Genomic DNA, 19,000 nt, shown 5'->3' with positions numbered 1-19,000 from the left:
TTCCGTTTGAGATGCTGGGGGGCTGCCCGGTGGAAGCGGGCGGTATTGCTACATCGTCGCGCCGAGACTCCAGGGCACGAACTCGTTGTCGCCATAGCCGAGCGATTCCGACTTGGTGCGCCCGCCCGATGCCACGCGCAGGATCTCGGTGAAGATCTCCTCGCCCTTCTCGGCCAGCGTCACGCCGTCCAGTATGTCGCCGCAGTTTATGTCCATGTCCTCGCGCATCTGCTCGAAGATGAAGGAGTTGGAGGCGAGCTTGATCGAGGGCGTCGGCTTGCAGCCGAAGGCCGAGCCGCGTCCGGTGGTGAAGCACAATATGTTGGCGCCGCCGGCAACCTGTCCGGTGGCCGAGACCGGGTCGTAGCCCGGCGTGTCCATGAAGACGAGGCCGCGCTCGTTGATCGGCTCGGCATATTCGAGCACGGCGCGCAGATTGGTCGTACCGCCCTTGGCGGAGGCGCCGAGCGATTTCTCCAGTATGGTCGTCAGTCCGCCCAGCTTGTTGCCGGGAGACGGGTTGTTGTTCATTTCCATATCGTGCCTGGCGGTATAGGCCTCCCACCAGCGGATGCGCTCGATCAGCTTCTCGCCCACTTCGCGGGTCTCGGCGCGCAAGGTGAGAAGATGCTCCGCGCCATAGATCTCGGGCGTCTCCGAGAGAACGGCCGTCCCGCCTTGCGCGACCAGTAGGTCCACCGCCGCACCGAGCGCCGGGTTGGCGCTGATGCCGGAGTAACCGTCCGACCCGCCGCATTGCAGCGCCAGCACCAGTTCGGAAGCCGGCTGCGGCGTTCTTTCCGCGGCATTCACGGTCGGCAGCATGTCGAGGATCGCCTTGACGCCGGCCTCGACGGTCTTGCGGGTGCCTCCGGTCTCCTGGATCGTCATCGTGCGGAAGGTGGTGCTCTCCTCGATGTTGTAGGACTGCATCCAGCGCGGGATCTGGAACGCTTCGCAGCCGAGCCCGACCATCAGCACGCCGCCGACATTGGGATTGGTGGCAAACCCCCATTGCGTGCGTTTCAGGAGATCGTAGGCGGCGCCTTGGGTGTCGATGCCGCAGCCTGTGCCGTGGACCAGCGCGATGGCGCCGTCGACATTGGGATAGTCGCGCAGGATGCCCGACCGGTTGACCTCTTCCACGATGAAGCGGGCGACGCTGGCCGAACAGTTCACCGAAGTCAGGACGGCGATGAAGTTGCGCGTGCCGACCTTGCCGCTCGGCCTGCGGTAACCCAGGAAGGTGGCGCGCTCGGCCTCTGGAAGAACAGGCGTGTGCCTGGCATTTGTGCCGAACAGATAGTCGCGCTCGAAATTGCGCAGATACACATTGTGCTCGTGCACCCAGTCGCCGGCGACGATTGGTTCGCGTGCGAAGCCGATGGTCTGGCCGTATTTCACTATCGGTTCGTCCGACGCGATGTCGCGCACGGCCATCTTGTGGCCGCGCGGTATCCGTGCCCTGGCCGCGACGTCACCGGCCTTGTCGCCGACCTTTAGCGGGTCGACCGCAAGAAGAATGTTGTCGGCGTGCGAAAGCTGGATGAACCGCGTCATTACACAAACTCTGAAAGAAGCTCTCCCCGACGAAGCCAGGGATGGATGATGAAAAATACTAATATAATAGAATGTCAATGGTCAAGCAGCGACGGTGACAGCCGCGTGGTCAGGACTGGGGCAACGTCTTGGCGTGGAGGGAGTGAATTCGATCCCTGTCCGCCGCGCCCGGATCAAGCCTGACCGAAACCGGGCATCTGGCCGGGCAAGTGACCAGGCATGATCGGCCCGCGGTCAGTCCAGATGGAAGACGTCTTCCATGGCTGCCCACCATTCCCCGTCGGCGCGGGTCGGCAATGGCTTCTGCATGGGATCGCAAAGCTCCCACCATTTGCGCATGGCGGAGGATTCGCCCATTCGCGCGGCATCTTGGGCGAAATCGCTGCCGTGATACTCCCAATAGGCGAAAAGCAGGTTCTCGGGCTCACGCAGGAAGATGGAGTAGTTGCTAATGTTGGCGCGGCTGATGACTTCGAGCACGTCAGGCCAGACGGCGGCGTGGACGCGCTTGTACTCGGCGATCGCCTCGGCCTTCAGGCCGATGCAAAGTCCCATTCTCCGCATGTGCGGGTCGTCTCCGGTGCGGGTTCAGCCGAGAAGATCGGCGGCGACTTCGAGCGTGTTGCGGAACGACGTCTCGAGATGGTGCTCCATTGCCTTCGCGGCGCCTTCGGCATCGTGTCGCTTCAGCGCGTCAAGGATGGCCTCGTGCTGCTCGATCGTCTGTTCGCCGTACCCGGGCTTGGGGATGGCGAGATAACGGCCACGATCCATCTGCGCCTTGGAAATGTCGACGGCCCGCCAGATCATTGGCAGGCCACAGATCTCGGCAATGGTACGATGGAAGACGTCGTCGAGCTGGATCGCGGTGGCGTACCGGCCGCGCGATATGGCAAGCCGGTGCGCCGCCATGTTGTCCTCAAGCAGCTCGGCGGCTGCCGGCGTCAGCTTCACGGCCGCACGCCTGGCGCTCTCCATCTCGAGTGCCCGGCGGATCACATAGGCCTCTTCCAGGTCGGCGCGGCTGATCGGCGCGACATAGGTGCCGGTCTGCGCCAGGATCTTGACCAGGCCCTCGTCGCTGATGCGCTTGACAGCTTCCCGAACGGGCGTGCGTGAAACACCGAGTGCCTCCGCGATGGCAACCTCGTTGATCACTTCCCCCGGCTTCATCTGTCCGACGACAATCAGATTACGGATCTTCTGATAGATCTGATCGCGGAGCGGCAGAGCCCGATTGAGGGTCGTAGGGTCCAGGTCCATGGCAAATCCGTAGCTTCGTTCACCAGAAATGATCAGATTATATTAGAATGTAAATTGGAATGCACCCAATGCGCGTGGCGATCCCCCGCAACGGAGCGGTTCCAGGCAGATCGGAATCCAGCTTGTCAGAACTGTTATATTAGTGCAATAGTCCGGCATCCGCACTGAGGAATTCGATCCGCAGACGAAGGCCTGAACCAATTCGCACACCCGGAGGTGAGCATTCAGGTCAGAGGTGGCTCGCGCTCCAATAGGATATTATACTAAAATAATACACCATCCGGTGCCGAGGACAACGGGATAGGCCGCCAGGGAGGAACCTAGCCAGACATGAGTGCCGTCGCCGCCGATTTCGCCTTGGACATGAAAGGCATCAGCAAGACGTTTCCGGGCGTGAGGGCTCTGTCCAACGTCAATTTCGCTGTCAGGTTCGGCACCGTCCACGCTGTTGTGGGCGAAAACGGCGCCGGCAAATCGACGCTGATGAAGGTGCTCAACGGCTCCTACGCACCCACCAGCGGCACCATCGAGGTCGGCGGTGCCGAGGTTCGCATGCGCCGGCCGGCCGACGCCCAGGCGCTCGGCATCCGCATGGTGCATCAGGAGATCAATCTGGTGCCGGATCTGACGGTCGCGGAAAACGTCTATCTGGGCCGAATGCCCGGCAAATGGAGTTTTCTGCGCAAGGGCGAGATGGTCAGGAAGGCCGCCGCCGTCCTCGACGAGCTGGGAGCGGCCATCAACCCGCGCGAACGGCTCGGCGATTTGTCGATCAGCCAGCAGCAGCTCGTCGAGATCGCCAAGGCCTACGCGGCCCAGCCCCGCATCATCGTCCTGGACGAGCCGACATCGAGCCTCAGCGAGCATGAGACGGCGGCACTGTTCCGGATCCTGCGCAAGATGCGCGACGACGGCATCGCCATCATCTACATCAGCCACCGGCTGAAAGAGGTGCTCGAGATCGCCGACGAGGTGACCGTGCTGCGCGACGGCTCAATGATCGAGACCCGTCCGATCCAAGGCATAAATGCCGCCCAGATGATCCGGCTGATGGTCGGCCGCGAGGTCAGCAACGTCTTCCCCAAAAGCCAGGCCGAGATCGGCAGGTCCGGGCTGCGCGTCGAGCGCATCAGCGACGGCAAGCACTTCCGCGATATCAGCTTCGATGTGCGGGCCGGCGAGATACTGGGCCTGACCGGTCTGGTCGGCGCCGGCCGCACCGAGGTGGCGCGCGCCATTTTCGGCCTGTCGCGGCTGGTCGAAGGCACGGTCAGCGTCAACGGCCGCAAGGTCTCGATCAATTCCCCGTCCCAGGCGGTCAAGGCGGGAATTGCCTATGTTCCGGAAGACCGCAAGGGCGACGGCATCGTGCCGGGCATGTCGATCCGGGAAAATATCAGCCTGCCCATACTGCGCCGCCTCAGCCGTTTCGGGCGTATCAGCCGCGGTGCCGATCGCGCGCTGGCGGCGGACTATGTGAAGCAGTTTTCCATTTCGCCGCCCGACGGCGAACGCCGCATCAATCTCCTTTCAGGCGGCAACCAGCAGAAGGCGGTGATCGCCAAATGGCTTGCCGCCAAGCCGTCGGCGCTGATCCTCGACGAGCCGACGCGCGGCGTCGATGTCGGCGCCAAGGCCGAGATCCATCACATTATCGGCCAGCTCGTCGCGGGCGGCATGGCGGTGGTCATGATCTCCTCGGAACTGCCCGAAATCCTCGGCGTCTGCGACCGCGTCGTGGTGATGCGCGACGGGCACGCTTGCGAACCGCTGATGCGTGCCGACCTCAGCGAGGAACGCATCATGGCGCTGGCGACGGGGGAGGAAATGGCGTGACCGACGTGGCCATGGAGATCACCGGCGTGAACCGCAACGACCGTTTTACGCGCGGCGGCAGGCTTGTCGGCGCTCTGTCGAAAGCGGGGCTCGCCTTCGCCATTTTGGCCGTCCTGCTCTACGGCTCCTTTGTCAGCCCTGCCTTTTTCACCACAGGCAATCTGCTCAATGTCCTGACCTCGATGTCCATCGTCGGCATCGTCGTCGTCGGCATGACCTTCGTGCTGGTGGTCGGCGGGCTGGCCGACTTGTCGGTGCCGGCAACGATCGCCTGCGGCGCCATCCTGTCGCTCGGGCTGCAGCCGCTGATCGGTCCGCTGCCCGCCTTCGTTTTGGCCGTCGGCCTCGCCGGCCTGATCGGCCTGCTCAACGGCGTGCTGGTCGGCTATGTCGGCATCAATCCCATCATCGCCACGCTCGGCATCGGCACCATCGGCCTGGGCATCGTCCAGGCGGCGGTCGGCGGGGTCATCGTCTATGGCAGCAACCCGGCCTCGGCCGAATTCGCCAAGGGCCGCCTGTTCGGCATTCCGGTCGTGGTGCTGATCTTCCTGGCCATCGCCCTCATCGGCCATTTCGTGCTGTCGCGTTCCTTCTGGGGCCGGTGGACGCTCGCCACCGGCGGCAATTACAAAGCCGCCGAGGCAAGCGCCGTTCCCGTGCAGGCGGTGAAGGCCGGCGCCTTCGTGATCACGGCGCTCGCCTCCGGCATCAGCGGCGGCCTGCTCGGGCTGACGTTGCAAAGCGCGCGGCCGCTCATCGGGGCCGGTTACGAATTCAGCGCCATCACCGCGGTGGTGGTCGGCGGCGTGTCGATCATCGGCGGTTTCGGCTCGGTGCCGCGGGCGATCGCCGGCCTCATCTTCGTGCAGCTTCTGACCAATGTCATGGTTCTCGACGGCGTGCGCACGCCGATCCAGGGCTTTGTGCTCGGCATCCTGATCGTCGGCGCCGTCGGCATGGATGCGGCGTTGCGCAAGCGGGGGGTGGCATGATGCGGCTGCTGACGCTTGCCTCGCGGCACCGGGTCGTGATCATCCTCGGCCTGACGCTCATCATTTCCGCTCTGGTGGTTCCGGGCTACTTCTCCGCCTCGACCCTCGGCCTAGGCCTCGACCGCGCGGCGACGATCGGCCTGATCGCCATCGGCCTGACGGTGCTGTTGATATCGGGCCAGATCGATCTCTCCGGCGGCGCGGTGTTCGCGCTGGCCGGCATCGTGTCGGTCATCCTCCAGCGCGAGATCGGCATCCTCCCAGCCGCGATCGCCGGCATCCTGGTCGGCACGCTGGCCGGCGCCATCAACGGCGCGCTGGTCGTCGGCCTGAAGGTGAATTCGCTCGTCCTGACGCTGGCGACGATGCTGATCTTCCGTTCGCTGGCGCACTGGATCACCAACAGCCAGCCGGTGACAGGCACCGACATCATGCTCTCGCTGGCGCTGGCCAAGATCTATCTCGAAGTCTTCACCATTCGCAGCGCGCTGTTCATCATCCTGATCGTGCTGCTGCATTTGTGGCTGACGCGCACCATTCCGGGCCGCAATGTCTTTGCCGTCGGCTCCAACCCGGCGGCCGTCAAGGAAAGCGGCATTGCTTCGGACCGCATCGTCTGTCTCGGCTTTGTCTTCGCCGGCACGCTTGCCGGCCTGGCGGGGGTTCTGCAGAGCCTCGTCACCAACACCGGTTCGCCCGTCTTCGGCTCGGAACTGACGGTTGCCGTCATCGCCGCCGTCGTCGTCGGCGGAACCCGTCTCGAAGGCGGCAGGGGATCCGCGCTCGGCACGCTCGGCGGCGTGCTGACCATCGGCTCGCTGACCATCGCCATGGAGTTCCAGTCCGTTCCCGCATACGTCCAGCAGGTCGTATCGGGGCTCATCCTGATCCTGCTCGTCGTGCTTGATCGGGCCATTACCACCAAGGGGAGGGCTACGGGCACGCGCCCCGCGCTCATTCGCGACAATCCAATCACTCAAGGAGGAAAAACATGATCGGCAAGACAAGCATGCTCCAGATCGCCGCCATTGCGGTGCTGGCATCGACAGGCTGGGCCAGCGCCAAGACGGTTTGCTATGTGACGGCGGCGGATTCGCATGCCTATACCACGCCGGCCAACAAGGCCCTTGAAGCCCGTGCCAAGGAACTCGACATTGAGATCCTCAGCCTCAGCCAGGATTTCGACGTCCAGAAGGGCACCGAGCAGCTCAACACCTGCGTGGCGCGCAAGGTCGACGGCATCATCCTGTGGCCGCTCGATCCGCAGGCCTACATACCGGGCCTCGCCCGCGCGCAGCAGGCCAACATCCCGGCGATCCTTATCAATTCACCGATGAGCGACGATGCCAAGCCGTTCATCAAGTCCTTCACCGGGCCCGACGTCTACGAGGAAGGCAAGCTCGCCGCGGATTCGCTCAGCAAGGCGCTCGGTGGCAAGGGCTCGGTCGTCATCATCGCCGGCCAGGCCGGCAACGGCACCACGATCGGCCGCGTGACCGGCTTCACGGATGGCCTCAAGGAAACCAATGCCGACATCAAGGTGCTCGACACCGTCAATGCCGACTTCGACCAGCAGAAGGCGCTGGTGGTAAGCCGCGACCTGATCACCCGCTTCGGCGACCAGATCAGCGGCGTCTACGCCAATGACGACACCATGGCGCGCGGCTTCATCGACGCCTGGAAGGAGGCCAACCCGTCCAAGGCGGCACCGCCGATCGTCGGCATCAACGGCCAGAAGGACGCGTTCGAATCGATCCGCACCAACGAGATGTATTCGACCATCGTGCAGTCCCCGGTCGAGGACGGCCGCCTGGCCATCAACACGATGGCTGAGATCATCGACGGCAAGGAGGTCAAGGACCGGCTGCCGATCCCGCTGACCGTCGTTACCAAGGACAACGTCAACTCGGTCGAGCCGGCGTTCTGATCGGTCAAGGCCGGCCCGGCACGGCGCCGGGCCGGCCTTCGCTTGATTTTGATGGACTTGCATCTCGCTCGCGTCGGGAAAACGCTGTTGGCCTGAAGGAGAGAATTTCCAGTTTTGGCGGCGGATTTGGAATAAACTAACTCTACAGAATTTATAGAATAAGCAAAGTGCGCGGGCGATCTGGTTTTCCAGGACAGGACTCCGCCATGCCCGCCCTTCCGCGCCCGCTTTCAACCTCGTCAGGCCGCCGCCGCATTGCCGGAGGCCAGCCATGACCAAGGACATTCCTGATCGCATCAAGGTTCTCTGGTTCCTGCCGACGCATGGCGACAGCCGCTATCTCGGCACGACGGAAGGCGGCAGGGCCGTCGACCTACCCTATCTGACGCAGGTGGCGAAGGCGGCCGACACGTTGGGCTATTACGGCGTGCTGCTGCCGACCGGCCGTGCTTGCGAGGATTCCTGGGTGATCGCCTCGGCGCTGGCGCCGTTGACCGAGCGGCTGCGTTTCCTCGTCGCCGTCCGGCCCGGCCTGCAATCGCCGACACTCGCCGCGCGCATGACCGCCACGCTCGACCGCATCTCCAATGGCCGGCTGCTGATCAATGTCGTCACCGGCGGTGATCCGCTGGAAAACAAGGGCGACGGCATCTTCCTCTCGCATGCCGAGCGCTATGAAGTGACGCAGGAATTCCTCCAGATCTACAAGCGCGTGCTGAGCGGCGAGACGGTCGAGCATCAGGGCAAGCATTTCCGCATCGAGGACGGCAGGCTGCTGTTCCCGCCGGTGCAGACGCCCTATCCGCCGCTCTACTTCGGCGGCTCGTCGGATGTCGGATCGGTGGTGGCGGCGCAGGAGATCGACAAGTACCTGACCTGGGGCGAACCGCCTTCCGATGTCGAGCGCAAGCTGGACGCCGTGCGCGAACTGGCCGAGAAGGCCGGTCGCAAACTCTCCTTCGGCATTCGCCTGCATGTCATCGCGCGTGAAACCACCGAACAGGCCTGGGCCGCGGCGGAGAGCCTGATCAGCCGGCTCGACGACGCGACGATAGCCTCGGCTCAGAAAGTCTTTGCCCGCATGGACTCCGTCGGCCAGGCGCGCATGAGCGCGCTGCATGGCGGCAGCCGCGACAAGCTCGAAATCGCGCCCAACCTGTGGGCCGGCGTCGGCCTGGTGCGCGGCGGCGCAGGCACCGCCCTTGTCGGCGATCCCGACACGGTCGCGGAGCGGATCGACGAATACCGACGCCTCGGCATCGATACCTTCATCCTGTCCGGCTACCCGCATCTGGAGGAAGCCTATCGTTTCGGCGAACTGGTGCTGCCGAAACTGCCGACCGATCACCCGGTCAAGGCAGCCGGCACATCCGTCAACACCGGGCCGTTCGGTGAGACCATCGCCGGCGACCACCGGCCGAAATCGCTCGCCAGCGCCTCGTGAACGCGCTGCTTCCGGCCCGCCGATTGCGCGTCGCCATCATCGGCGGCGGCTTCTCCGGCGCTGCCGTGGCCTGGCACCTGGCGCGGGCGCATCGGCCGGAGCGCCTGTCGATCTCGGTGATCGAGCCGCGACCGGCGCTTGGCGGCGGCCTGGCCTATTCCAGCGAGGAGCCGTCGCACCGGGTCAATGTCCCGGCTGTCAGAATGAGCATGGCTCCCGACGATCCGCAGCATTTTGCACGCTGGTTGGCCGGCAGTGGGGAAATCGAGAGCGACACGGACGCCCTCTGGCAGAATGGCGACATCTATCCGCGCCGGCGCGTCTTTGGCCGCTACGTCGCCGAGCACCTCGCTCCCCATCTCGCTTCAGGCGCGGTTCGTCACGTGGAAGGAAACGCCACCGGCGTGATCCGCGACGGTGATGGCCCGGGTTGGAACGTGCAGACTTCCGCCGGGCCTGTCTCAGCCGACATCATGATCCTGGCGGCGACGCATCCTCAACCTGGGATTCCCAATGCGCTGGAGTCCTTGACGGAAGCGCCGGGTTTTATCGCCAACCCCTATGCGGCGTCAGCTCTTGCCGCGATCGGACCACAAGCCTCGGTGCTGATCGTCGGCTCCGGGCTAACGTCGGCCGACATGGTGGCCGAGCTTGATCGCCGTGGCCATCGCGGCCGCATCCTGGCGCTGTCGCGCCGCGGGCTGCGCTCGCGTGGCCATCCCGATGTCAGGGGGGAGCCCTTTGGTGACTTTGCGTCGGCGCCGGCCACATCGGCGCTTGGCCTGCTGAGGAACATTCGCGCGACGCTGGCAGTGGCGCGCGAGGCCAACGTCAACTGGCAATCTGTCTTCGACCAGTTGCGCCTGCAGGGGCCGGTGCTGTGGGCGGCCCTTGCTCCGCCGGAGCGGGCAAGGCTGGTGCGTCAGCTGCGCGTGTTCTGGGACGTGCATCGCTTCAGGATCGCGCCACAAGTCGCTTCCGTGCTCGACCGCCGCCAGAGCGCCGGCACGTTCGACACCATCGCCGCCAGACTTGTCGCGTCGAACGATGAGGGCGACAGCCTCGCGGTCAGCTTTCAACGGCGCGGGCAGACACGGATCGAGACTGCCCGCTTCGATGCCGTCATCAACACGACAGGACCGGCTCATGGACAGTCGCTGCAGCTCAATCCAGCACTGCGCTCCCTGGCCGGGGCCGGGCTGGTCAGGACCGACCGATACGGACTGGGCATCGAGACGAATCTCGACAGTCGTGCCGTCGGCCGGGATGGCAAGGCGGCCGCCAGTCTCTTCGTCGCCGGCCCATTGGCGCGAGGGACCTTTGGCGAACTCATGGGCCTCCCCGAGGTCGCCCGCCATGCCCAGGCAGTCGCCGGCGAAATCGCAAAATTGCTCGAAGCATCCCTGCCAGCCGAGGCAGTCGGTGCCAATACCGCGCACAGTCCGGTCGGGCGCTGACAGGCACAAGCCGGCTTGGCCGGGCAAAATTGGTATTTCCGACCCTAGAGGGCGCCAAAAACGGAAAATACTACTTTGTATATATAATCAGTAGACATAATAAATGTTGGCGAAATCCGGCATCGACCGGACCGATCAACGACACGGCCTGAATGGGAGACAGTTCATGGCACAGACAGGAAATGACGCGGTCAAGTTCGCCTACTGGGTGCCGAATGTTTCGGGCGGCCTGGTGATTTCCAACATCGAGCAGCGCACCAACCATTCGGCCGAGTACAACCGCAAGCTGGCACAGATCGCCGAAAAAGCCGGCTTCGACTATGCGCTCAGCCAGATCCGTTTCACCGCCGGCTACGGCGCTGACGAACAGCATGAATCCGTGGCGTTCAGCCATGATCTGCTGGCCGCCACGACGACGCTCAAGGTCATCGCGGCGATCCTGCCTGGCCCCTGGAATCCGGCACTGGCGGCCAAGCAACTCGCCACCATCAGCTACCTGACCAATGGCCGTGTCGCCATCAACCTCGTCTCCGGCTGGTTCCGTGGCGAATTCCACGCCATCGGCGAGCATTGGCTCGACCACGACGAGCGCTACCGCCGTTCGGAGGAATTCATTCGTGCGCTGCGTGGAATATGGACCGAAGACAGCTTCACCTTCCGTGGCGATTTCTATCGCTTCAACGAATATTCGCTGAAGCCGAAACCGCCGCAGGTGCCCGAAATCTTCCAGGGCGGCTCATCGCGTGCAGCGCGCGACATGGCCGCGCGCGTTTCGGACTGGTACTTCACCAACGGCAACACGCCGGCCGAGATCGCCAAGCAGGTCGACGACCTCAAGTCGAAGGCCAAGGCCAACAATCATTCCGTCAAGGTCGGCGTCAACGCCTTTGCCATCGTCCGCGAGACCGAGGATGAAGCCAAGGCGGTGCTCGCCGAGATCATCGGCAAGGCCAACCCGGAAGCGGTCAACGCTTTTGGCCACGAGGTCAAGAATGCCGGCAAGGCATCGCCGGAAGGCGAGGGCAATTGGGCAAAGTCCTCCTTCGAGGATCTGGTGCAGTACAATGACGGGTTCCGCTCGAACCTGATCGGCACGCCAAGGCAGGTCGCCGAGCGCATTGTCGATTTCAAGCGTGCCGGCGCCGATCTCATCCTGCTCGGCTTCCTGCACTTCCAGGAAGAGGTCGAGTATTTCGGCAAGCACGTCATCCCGCTCGTTCGCGAGCTGGAGGATGCTGAACAGGCAGCGTCGCTGGCAGCGGAATAGCCCTTTTCAAAAAAGGCAGGCCGGGCGGTCCGACCTGCACATCGATCAAGGTTTCCAGGCACGCTCGATCCATCGAGCGTCAACGAGGCTTTGCGCCTGCTGAGCAATCGAGGACGATTGGAATGCTGTTGGCTGGATATGCCCTTGGAATGATGGAGGCCTCGGTCTATGCGCCGGAGGTCTTTGCGCGCGGCTTGCCGGCGGCATTCAGCCCCGCGCAGCAATCTGAAGGCAACACCGAACCCAGAGGGGCTGCCACGGTCGCCGCCGCTCCGCTGCTCTCGCTTCACGGCATCAGCCTGTCCTTTGGCGGTGTCGTCGCGCTGGCCGATATCGACCTGTCGGTTCGCCCGGGCGAAATTCGCGCCATCATCGGCCCGAACGGCGCCGGCAAGAGCTCGCTGATCAACGTGATCAGCGGAGTCTATCGGTCCGACCGCGGCCACGTCCAGCTCGATGGCATCAGTTATGCCCAGGTGCCGACGCAGCGGCTGGCGCCTCTCGGCGTCGCCAGGACCTTTCAGAACCTTGCCCTGTTCAAGGGCCTCAGCGTTCTCGACAATGTGGCGTCCGGCCTTGCCTACAGGGTGCGCTCCAATTTTGCCGGCCAGGTGCTGGGCATTGGCCGCTCGCGCGGCGAGCAGCGCGACTCCTTGAGCCGCGCCGGCCAGATCCTCGAATTCCTCGATCTCACGGCTGTCCGCGATCGTCTTGCCGGCACGTTGCCCTACGGGCTGCAGAAGCGTGTCGAACTGGCCCGCGCATTGGTCGCGCAACCGCGTCTGCTTTTGCTGGACGAACCGATGGCCGGCATGACCGCCGGCGAGAAGAGCGAGATGGCAGGTTTCGTGCGTGCCGCGCGGGATCGCTTCGCAACGACGGTCATCCTGATCGAGCATGATGTCGGTGTCGTCATGGGTCTGTCCGATCGCATTGCCGTTCTCGACTACGGCCGCAAGATCGCCGACGCCACGCCCGATGAAGTCAGGAACGACCAGCGCGTCATCGACGCCTATCTCGGCGTCGCCTCCGACAACGAGGACGGGGCAGGCATATGATCGCCGACTTTGACTACCAGTTCTTCATCGAAGTGCTCGTCGGCGGCCTGCTCTCCGGCGTCATGTACTCGCTGGTCGCGATCGGCTTCGTGCTGATCTACAAGACATCGGGCGTGCTCAACTTCGCGCAAGGCGCGATGCTGCTGTTCGCCGCCCTCACCTTCGTCAGCCTCGTCGAGCGCGGCATTCCGTTCGCGCTGGCGCTGGTGGTCACCTTCGCCATCATGGTGGCGATGGGTGTCGTCATCGAGCGTACGGTGCTGCGGCCTCTGACCAACAAGCCGCCGATCACGCTGTTCATGGCGACGCTCGGCCTGTCCTACATCATCGAGGGCGCCGCCCAACTGATCTGGGGCACGCAGGTCCATGGTCTCGACCTCGGCATCGAGGACGTGCCGCTGGAAGTCGGCGGCGTGCTGATCAGCCAGTTCGACATTTTCGCGGCGGTGGTGGCTGCCGGCATGGTTCTGCTCTTGTCGCTGTTCTTCCGCTACACCCGCATCGGGCTCTCGTTCCGCGCCGTCGCCGACGATCAGTTCGCCGCGCTCGCCGTCGGTCTGCGGCTGCCGTTGATCTGGGGCACCGTCTGGGCCGCGGCCGGCCTTGTCGCCCTTGTCGCCGGACTGCTCTGGGGCGCCCGCCTAGGCGTGCAGTTCTCGCTGTCGCTGGTGGTGCTGAAGGCGCTGCCGGTGCTGGTGCTCGGCGGCTTCGATTCCATTCTCGGCGCCATTGTCGGCGGGCTGTTGATCGGCGCCAGCGAGAAGCTCGCCGAGGTCTATATCGGCGATTATTTCGGCGGCGGCATCGAGAGCTGGTTCGCCTATGTCGTGGCCCTCGTCTTCCTCCTGATCCGTCCCTCCGGCCTGTTCGGCCAGAAGCTCGTGGAAAGGGTCTGAGCCATGGCCGCGATCACAAGCGATTTCTCCGAGGCGCCGGTCCTGCCGAAATGGATCGTGCCCGTGCTGCTGCTCGCCTTCGCCTATGGCGTCGTGCCGCTGATCGGCTCGAGCTATCTTTTCGAGGCCATCCTGCTGCCGTTCCTGGCGCTCAGCCTCGCCGGCGTGGGCCTGAACATCCTTACCGGCTATGCCGGCCAGGTTTCGCTTGGAAGTGCTGCCTTCATGGCGGCCGGCGCCTTCGCCGCCTACAATTTCAACCTGCGCGTCGAGGGCCTGCCGCTGATCGGCAGCATCTTTCTGGCCGGCATTGTCGCCGCCGCGATCGGCATCGTCTTCGGCCTCCCCAGCCTGCGGCTGAAGGGTTTTTATCTCGCCGTCTCGACGCTCGCCGCGCAGTTCTTCGTGCAATGGGCGCTGACCAAGTTCAGCTGGTTCTCCAACGACTCGGCGTCCGGCGTCATCGACGCGCCCAAGCTGTCGATTTCAGGCTTCGCTTTCGACGGCGCCGTCGGCCGCTATCTCTTCGCGCTCACCATCGTCAGCGTTCTCACCTTCCTCGCCTATCGGCTGGTCTCGTCGCAGACCGGGCGCAACTTCATCGCCATCCGCGACAATGAGACCGCCGCCCGCATCATCGGCATACCGGTGTTGAAGACCAAGCTTCTGGCCTTCGCCATCTCCTCCTTCATCATCGGCGTCGCCGGCGTCATCTGGGCCTTCGCCTATCTCAGGACCGTTGAGCCGGATGGCTTCGATCTCGACCGCTCGTTCCAGATCCTGTTCATCATCATCATCGGGGGCCTGGCTTCGATCCGTGGCGCTTTTTTCGGCGCCGCGCTCATCGTCGTCTTCCCGCTTGGCTTATCGCGCCTCGGCGGCTTCCTGCTTGGCGATGTCTTTGACTCGGGCGTGCTCGACATGAGCCAGCGCATCGTGCTTGGCGCGCTCATCATCCTGTTTCTGATCCTTGAACCCGATGGGCTGGTGGCCCTGTGGGACAGGGTCCGAAGACGGCTCCTGTTCGCCTGGCAGTCGACCTGAGCCGCGCGTCTGAAGTGAATTGCATTTGAAAATGAGCCAAAGGCCGAACCCGACACGGCCCACACCGGGAGTACCCTGACAATGACCTTTCTCAGCACAATCAAGGCGGCGGCGCTGTCCGCGGCGATGATCGTGTCGGTGGCCTTGCCCGCCGCCCACGCCGATGAACAATATTTCCCGTTGCAGAGCTACCGCGTCGGACCCTATGCGGCCGGCGGCACCGGCTTCTTCGGTGGCTTCATCGACTATCTCAACCTCATCAACATCCGCGATGGCGGCGTCAACGGCGTCAAGCTGACCTGGGATGAATGCGAGACGCAGTACGAGGTCGAGCGCGGCGTCGAATGCTACGAGCGGCAGAAGAGCCATGCCGGTGCCGCCGCCTGGAACCCGCTTTCGGTCGGCATCGCCTATGCGATGATCGACCGCATCACCGCAGACAAGGTGCCGCTGATCACGGTCAACCATGGCCGCACGGACTCCACCGATGGACGCGTCTTCCCTTATGTCTTCCCGCTGCTGCTCAACCCCTACAGCGAGACTTCGGGAATCGTGAACTACATCGCCTCCAAGGAAGGCGGCATCGACAAGCTCAAGGGCAAGAAGATCGTCGTGCTCTATCACGGCTCGCCCTACGGCAAGGAAACCATCCCGATCTATGAATTGTTGGCGCAGAAATACGGCTTCACCGTGCAGCAGATCGAGGTGCCGCATCCCGGCAACGAGCAGCAGTCGCAGTGGCTGACCATCCGCCGCGCCAAGCCGGACTTCGTCGTCTTGCGCGGCTGGGGCGTGATGAACCCGGTGGCGCTGAAGACGGCGGTCAAGGTCGGCTATCCCGTCGACCACATCGTCGGCAATGTCTGGTCGAATTCGGAAGAGGATGTCATCCCCGCCGGTGACGCCGCCAAGGGCTACACCGCCATCACCACCCAGGCTTCCGGCAACACCTATCCGGTGGTGCAGGAGATCGTGAAGACCGTCTACGGCGCCGGCAAGGGCAATCTGGAAGACAAGTCGCGCATCGGCTCGGTCTACCACAATCTCGGCATCGTCAACGGCATCCTCAATGTCGAGGCGATCCGCGTCGCGCAGGAGAAGTTTGGTCATCGCACGCTGACCGGAGACGAAGTCCGTTGGGGCTTTGAACACCTCAAGCTCGATCCGGCCAAGGTCGAGGCGCTCGGCGCGAAGGACCTGTTCCACTCGATCAACGTCAGCTGGGACAATCACGAAGGCGAGGGCTACGTGACCTTCCAGCAGTGGGACGGCAAGAAGTGGAACGTCGTCTCCGACTGGATCGCTCCGGACTGGGCGCTGCTGCGGCCGATCATCGAAAAGTCCGCCGAGGCCTATGCCAAGGAGAAGGGCATCAAGCTGCGCACCGCCGATGATGCCAACGCCGTGACCACCAACTGATCAGCCAATGCCGGGCGCCACGGACAGGGCGCCCGGCCCTTTACGGTTCCTCGAACCGCGAAAGAAGAGCTCATGCCGGACAATGACGTCATCCTTGCGGTGGACACGATCCATGCCACCTACAACCACGCCATCACGGCGCTGCACGGTGTCAGTTTTGAGATCCGGCGCGGTGAGATCCTGGCGCTGCTCGGTGCCAATGGTGCCGGCAAGACCACGACGCTGAAGGCTGTCTCCAACCTGCTGCCCGCCGAGCGCGGCCAGGTCAATGCCGGCACCATCCGCTATGAAGGCTCGGATGTCTCGCGCCGCAAGCCGGGCGAGCTCGTGCGCGCCGGCCTGGTCCCGGTGCTCGAGGGCCGCCACTGCTTCAAGAGCCTCACCGTCGAGGAAAACCTGGTCGCCGGCGGCATCGGCCGCAGCGGCCGCCGGGCCGAGATCAACGCGGACCTCGAACGCATCTATGGCTGTTTTCCCCGTCTCCGGGAAAAGCGCCGGACTTTGTCCGGCCTGACCTCCGGCGGCGAGCAGCAGATGACGGCCATCGGCCGGGCGCTGATGTCGCGGCCGCGTCTGCTGGTTCTCGATGAGCCGTCAATGGGGCTCGCGCCGCTCATCGTCCAGGACATCTTTCAGACGCTGAGAAAACTCAACCGCGAGACCGGTCTGTCGATCCTGGTCGCCGAGCAGAACTCGGCGGTGGCTCTCAAATACGCCGACCACGCCACGGTGCTCGAAAACGGCGTCTCCGTTCTTTCCGGCGCTGCTGCCGATCTTCGCCAGCGTGAGGATGTGCGCGCCTTCTATCTCGGTCAATCGACCACCGGCCAACCGCCGTCGCCGGCTGCCAAACCAGCCCATCTCCATGCCGTTGCCTGAAACGAAATTCGAAGGAGCAGTGAAATGACCGTCTCGACCGTCAAGACAGACCACGCCTCCGCCGCCGTGCCGCCGGTCGCAAGGCCGTCGGAGCCGGCACACATCATAAGGGATGACGCCGAGGCGGTCGCGGTCGCCCATGCGCTCGCCGCCGAATTCCTCAAGGAGTCCTCCAAGCGCGACCGTGAGCGCATCTGGCCGGTCGCCGAACTCGACGCCTTTTCGCAAAGCGGCCTGTGGTCGATCAATGTGCCCAAGGCATTCGGCGGGCCGGAAGTGTCCTACGTCACGCTGGCCAAGGTGATCGAGATCATCTCGGCGGCCGATTCCTCGATCGGCCAGATCGCGCAGAACCATCTCGGCGTCATTGCGGCTATCCGCACCGTGTCGGATGCGGAACAGCAGAAACTGCTGTTTGCCGAAGCGCTGAAGGGCACGCGGTTCGGCAACGCCTTTTCCGAATTCGGCTCCAAGCGCGCCGCCGATTTCGAGACCCGCTTCACCGATGCCGGCGACCATGTCGTCGTCAATGGCCGTAAATTCTATTCCTCGGGCGCGCTGCTCGCCCATCTGGTGCCGATCGTGGCGCTCGATGACGAGGGCCGCGCCTGGTACGCGATAGCCGATCGTGGCGCGCCTGGCCTGACGGTCATCGACGACTGGTCGAGCTTCGGCCAGCGCACGACGTTGTCGGGTACGGTGATCATCGACAACGTCAAGGTGCCGAAGACGCATCTCGTGCCCGGCTACAAGGGCTATGACAGACCGACGGCTGACGGCGCCATCTTCCAGATCATTCAGGTGGCGGTCGACACGGGCATCGCGCAAGCCGCGATCGACGAGACCGTTCACTTCGTCAGGACCAGAAGCCGCGCCTGGATCGACAGCGGCGTCGACAATGCCTGGGACGATCCCTACACCATCCAGGCGGTCGGCGACCTGACGCTGCGCCTGCACGCCGCGCAGGCGCTGCTCGAAAAAGCCGGCCTGGCAATCGACCGCGCGGTGGCCGAGCCGACCGCCGAGACGGTGGCGCATGCGCAGATCGTCACCGCCGAGGCGAAAATCCTGTCGACCGAGATCGCCATCGCCGCGACGAACAAGCTGTTCGAACTGGCCGGCACGCGTTCGACGCTGGCCGAGCACAATCTCGACCGGCACTGGCGCAATGCCCGCACCCACACGCTGCACGATCCGGTACGCTGGAAGTACTCGATCCTCGGCAAATACTTCCTCAACGGCGAAAACCCGCCGCTGCATGCCTGGAGCTGATTCCCACCGGGGGGCAGGCCGCTGCCCTCCAAGATTTCGACCATCAAGACCAAAGAGAGCCCAGTCACCATGTCAAACCGAACAGTCGTCGGCTTCTCCGGCAACATCACCCGGCCGTCAAAGACGCGCGCCTTCGTCGATTTCGTGGCCAAGGACATCGCCGCGCGCCATGGCTTGTCGGCCAGCACCTACGACATCGAGGATGTCGGCCCATCGCTGGGCACGGCAAGATGGGCACGCGACCTCGACGGCCAGGCGCAACCGATCCTGGCCCAGATCCTCGCCGCCGACGTGCTGGTGGTTGGCTCGCCGACCTACAAGGGCAGCTACACCGGCCTGTTCAAGCACTTCTTCGACCTGATCGATCCGGCGGCGCTGCGGGGCAAACCCATCCTGCTGACCGCGACCGGCGGCGGCGAGCGCCATGCCTTGATCGTCGAGCATCAGTTGCGGCCGCTGTTCGGCTTCTTCGAGGCCTTCACGCTGCCGACCGCAGTCTACGCCACCGACAAGGATTTCACCGACGGCGTGCTGCGCTCCGATGCCATCCTGAAGCGCGCGGCGCAGGCGGTGGACGAGGTCGGCTTTGTGCTTGCCAACCGCTCGGCAGGCAGGATCGCTGCTGAGTAGCAGCCGCGAAGAGGGTTGCGCGAAGGTCGAAATCCGCATGGGCGACACCGCCG

The 19,000-nt window shown here is 64.1% G+C and carries 17 protein-coding genes; 14 read left to right on the top strand and 3 right to left on the bottom strand.

Features of this window, described 5'->3' with window-relative positions; translation table 11 throughout:
* Positions 1-48 precede the first annotated feature (48 nt).
* The 3 genes from EB230_RS01550 to EB230_RS01540 form a co-directional block, all read right to left on the bottom strand.
* Positions 49-1,560 carry an altronate dehydratase family protein gene (locus EB230_RS01550; RefSeq protein ID WP_172371116.1) on the bottom strand — a complete coding sequence of 504 codons (1,512 nt, stop codon included), beginning with the start codon at positions 1,558-1,560 and terminating at the stop codon, positions 49-51.
* 234 nt (positions 1,561-1,794) lie between these two features.
* On the bottom strand, positions 1,795-2,124 hold the full coding sequence (locus EB230_RS01545) for an L-rhamnose mutarotase (RefSeq protein WP_056569292.1): 330 nt from the start codon (positions 2,122-2,124) through the stop codon (positions 1,795-1,797).
* 24 nt (positions 2,125-2,148) lie between these two features.
* Complete coding sequence (locus EB230_RS01540; protein ID WP_056569295.1) at positions 2,149-2,823, bottom strand: GntR family transcriptional regulator; 675 nt, start codon at positions 2,821-2,823, stop codon at positions 2,149-2,151.
* A gap of 330 nt (positions 2,824-3,153) precedes the next feature.
* Here EB230_RS01540 and EB230_RS01535 point away from each other — a divergent pair, with 330 nt between their 5' ends.
* The 14 genes from EB230_RS01535 (at position 3,154) to msuE (ending at position 18,947) form a co-directional block, all read left to right on the top strand.
* Positions 3,154-4,659 carry a sugar ABC transporter ATP-binding protein gene (locus tag EB230_RS01535; protein ID WP_056569298.1) on the top strand — a complete coding sequence of 502 codons (1,506 nt, stop codon included), beginning with the start codon at positions 3,154-3,156 and terminating at the stop codon, positions 4,657-4,659.
* A complete protein-coding gene (locus tag EB230_RS01530) occupies positions 4,656-5,654 on the top strand; it encodes an ABC transporter permease (RefSeq protein WP_244494017.1) in 999 nt (332 codons plus the stop codon). The genes EB230_RS01535 and EB230_RS01530 overlap by 4 nt, the downstream gene beginning before the upstream one ends.
* On the top strand, positions 5,651-6,649 hold the full coding sequence (locus EB230_RS01525; RefSeq protein WP_244494018.1) for an ABC transporter permease: 999 nt from the start codon (positions 5,651-5,653) through the stop codon (positions 6,647-6,649). The genes EB230_RS01530 and EB230_RS01525 overlap by 4 nt, the downstream gene beginning before the upstream one ends.
* Positions 6,646-7,581, top strand: a complete 936-nt coding sequence (locus EB230_RS01520) for a sugar ABC transporter substrate-binding protein (RefSeq protein WP_172371115.1) — start codon at positions 6,646-6,648, stop codon at positions 7,579-7,581. The genes EB230_RS01525 and EB230_RS01520 overlap by 4 nt, the downstream gene beginning before the upstream one ends.
* A 271-nt stretch (positions 7,582-7,852) precedes the next feature.
* Complete coding sequence (gene ssuD, locus EB230_RS01515; RefSeq protein WP_056569305.1) at positions 7,853-9,025, top strand: FMNH2-dependent alkanesulfonate monooxygenase; 1,173 nt, start codon at positions 7,853-7,855, stop codon at positions 9,023-9,025.
* The gene (locus tag EB230_RS01510; RefSeq protein ID WP_056569307.1) at positions 9,022-10,482 is read left to right on the top strand and encodes an FAD/NAD(P)-binding protein; all 1,461 of its coding nucleotides are present in this window, start codon (positions 9,022-9,024) and stop codon (positions 10,480-10,482) included. The genes ssuD and EB230_RS01510 overlap by 4 nt, the downstream gene beginning before the upstream one ends.
* A 166-nt stretch (positions 10,483-10,648) precedes the next feature.
* Positions 10,649-11,749 (top strand): dimethylsulfone monooxygenase SfnG, encoded by a 1,101-nt coding sequence (gene sfnG, locus EB230_RS01505; protein WP_056570359.1) that lies wholly within the window; start codon positions 10,649-10,651, stop codon positions 11,747-11,749.
* Between the two features lie 122 nt (positions 11,750-11,871).
* Positions 11,872-12,807 (top strand): ABC transporter ATP-binding protein, encoded by a 936-nt coding sequence (locus EB230_RS01500; RefSeq protein WP_056569310.1) that lies wholly within the window; start codon positions 11,872-11,874, stop codon positions 12,805-12,807.
* Positions 12,804-13,703: a branched-chain amino acid ABC transporter permease gene (locus EB230_RS01495; protein WP_172371114.1), complete on the top strand. Its 900-nt coding sequence runs from the start codon at positions 12,804-12,806 to the stop codon at positions 13,701-13,703. The genes EB230_RS01500 and EB230_RS01495 overlap by 4 nt, the downstream gene beginning before the upstream one ends.
* 3 nt (positions 13,704-13,706) lie before the next feature.
* On the top strand, positions 13,707-14,747 hold the full coding sequence (locus tag EB230_RS01490; RefSeq protein ID WP_056569316.1) for a branched-chain amino acid ABC transporter permease: 1,041 nt from the start codon (positions 13,707-13,709) through the stop codon (positions 14,745-14,747).
* A gap of 81 nt (positions 14,748-14,828) precedes the next feature.
* Positions 14,829-16,166: an ABC transporter substrate-binding protein gene (locus EB230_RS01485; protein WP_056569319.1), complete on the top strand. Its 1,338-nt coding sequence runs from the start codon at positions 14,829-14,831 to the stop codon at positions 16,164-16,166.
* Positions 16,167-16,238: 72 nt separating this feature from the next.
* On the top strand, positions 16,239-17,045 hold the full coding sequence (locus tag EB230_RS01480; RefSeq protein ID WP_065005416.1) for an ABC transporter ATP-binding protein: 807 nt from the start codon (positions 16,239-16,241) through the stop codon (positions 17,043-17,045).
* A gap of 24 nt (positions 17,046-17,069) precedes the next feature.
* Complete coding sequence (locus tag EB230_RS01475; RefSeq protein WP_056569325.1) at positions 17,070-18,317, top strand: SfnB family sulfur acquisition oxidoreductase; 1,248 nt, start codon at positions 17,070-17,072, stop codon at positions 18,315-18,317.
* Positions 18,318-18,386: 69 nt separating this feature from the next.
* Positions 18,387-18,947 (top strand): FMN reductase, encoded by a 561-nt coding sequence (msuE, locus tag EB230_RS01470; RefSeq protein WP_056569329.1) that lies wholly within the window; start codon positions 18,387-18,389, stop codon positions 18,945-18,947.
* Positions 18,948-19,000 lie beyond the last annotated feature (53 nt).

Origin of the sequence: Mesorhizobium sp. NZP2234 (assembly GCF_013170765.1) — a bacterium.
GTDB classification, from domain to species: Bacteria; Pseudomonadota; Alphaproteobacteria; order Rhizobiales; family Rhizobiaceae; genus Mesorhizobium; species Mesorhizobium loti_D.
The sequence above is the reverse complement of the archived record's forward strand: the minus strand, read 5'-3'. Positions and strand labels throughout refer to the sequence as shown.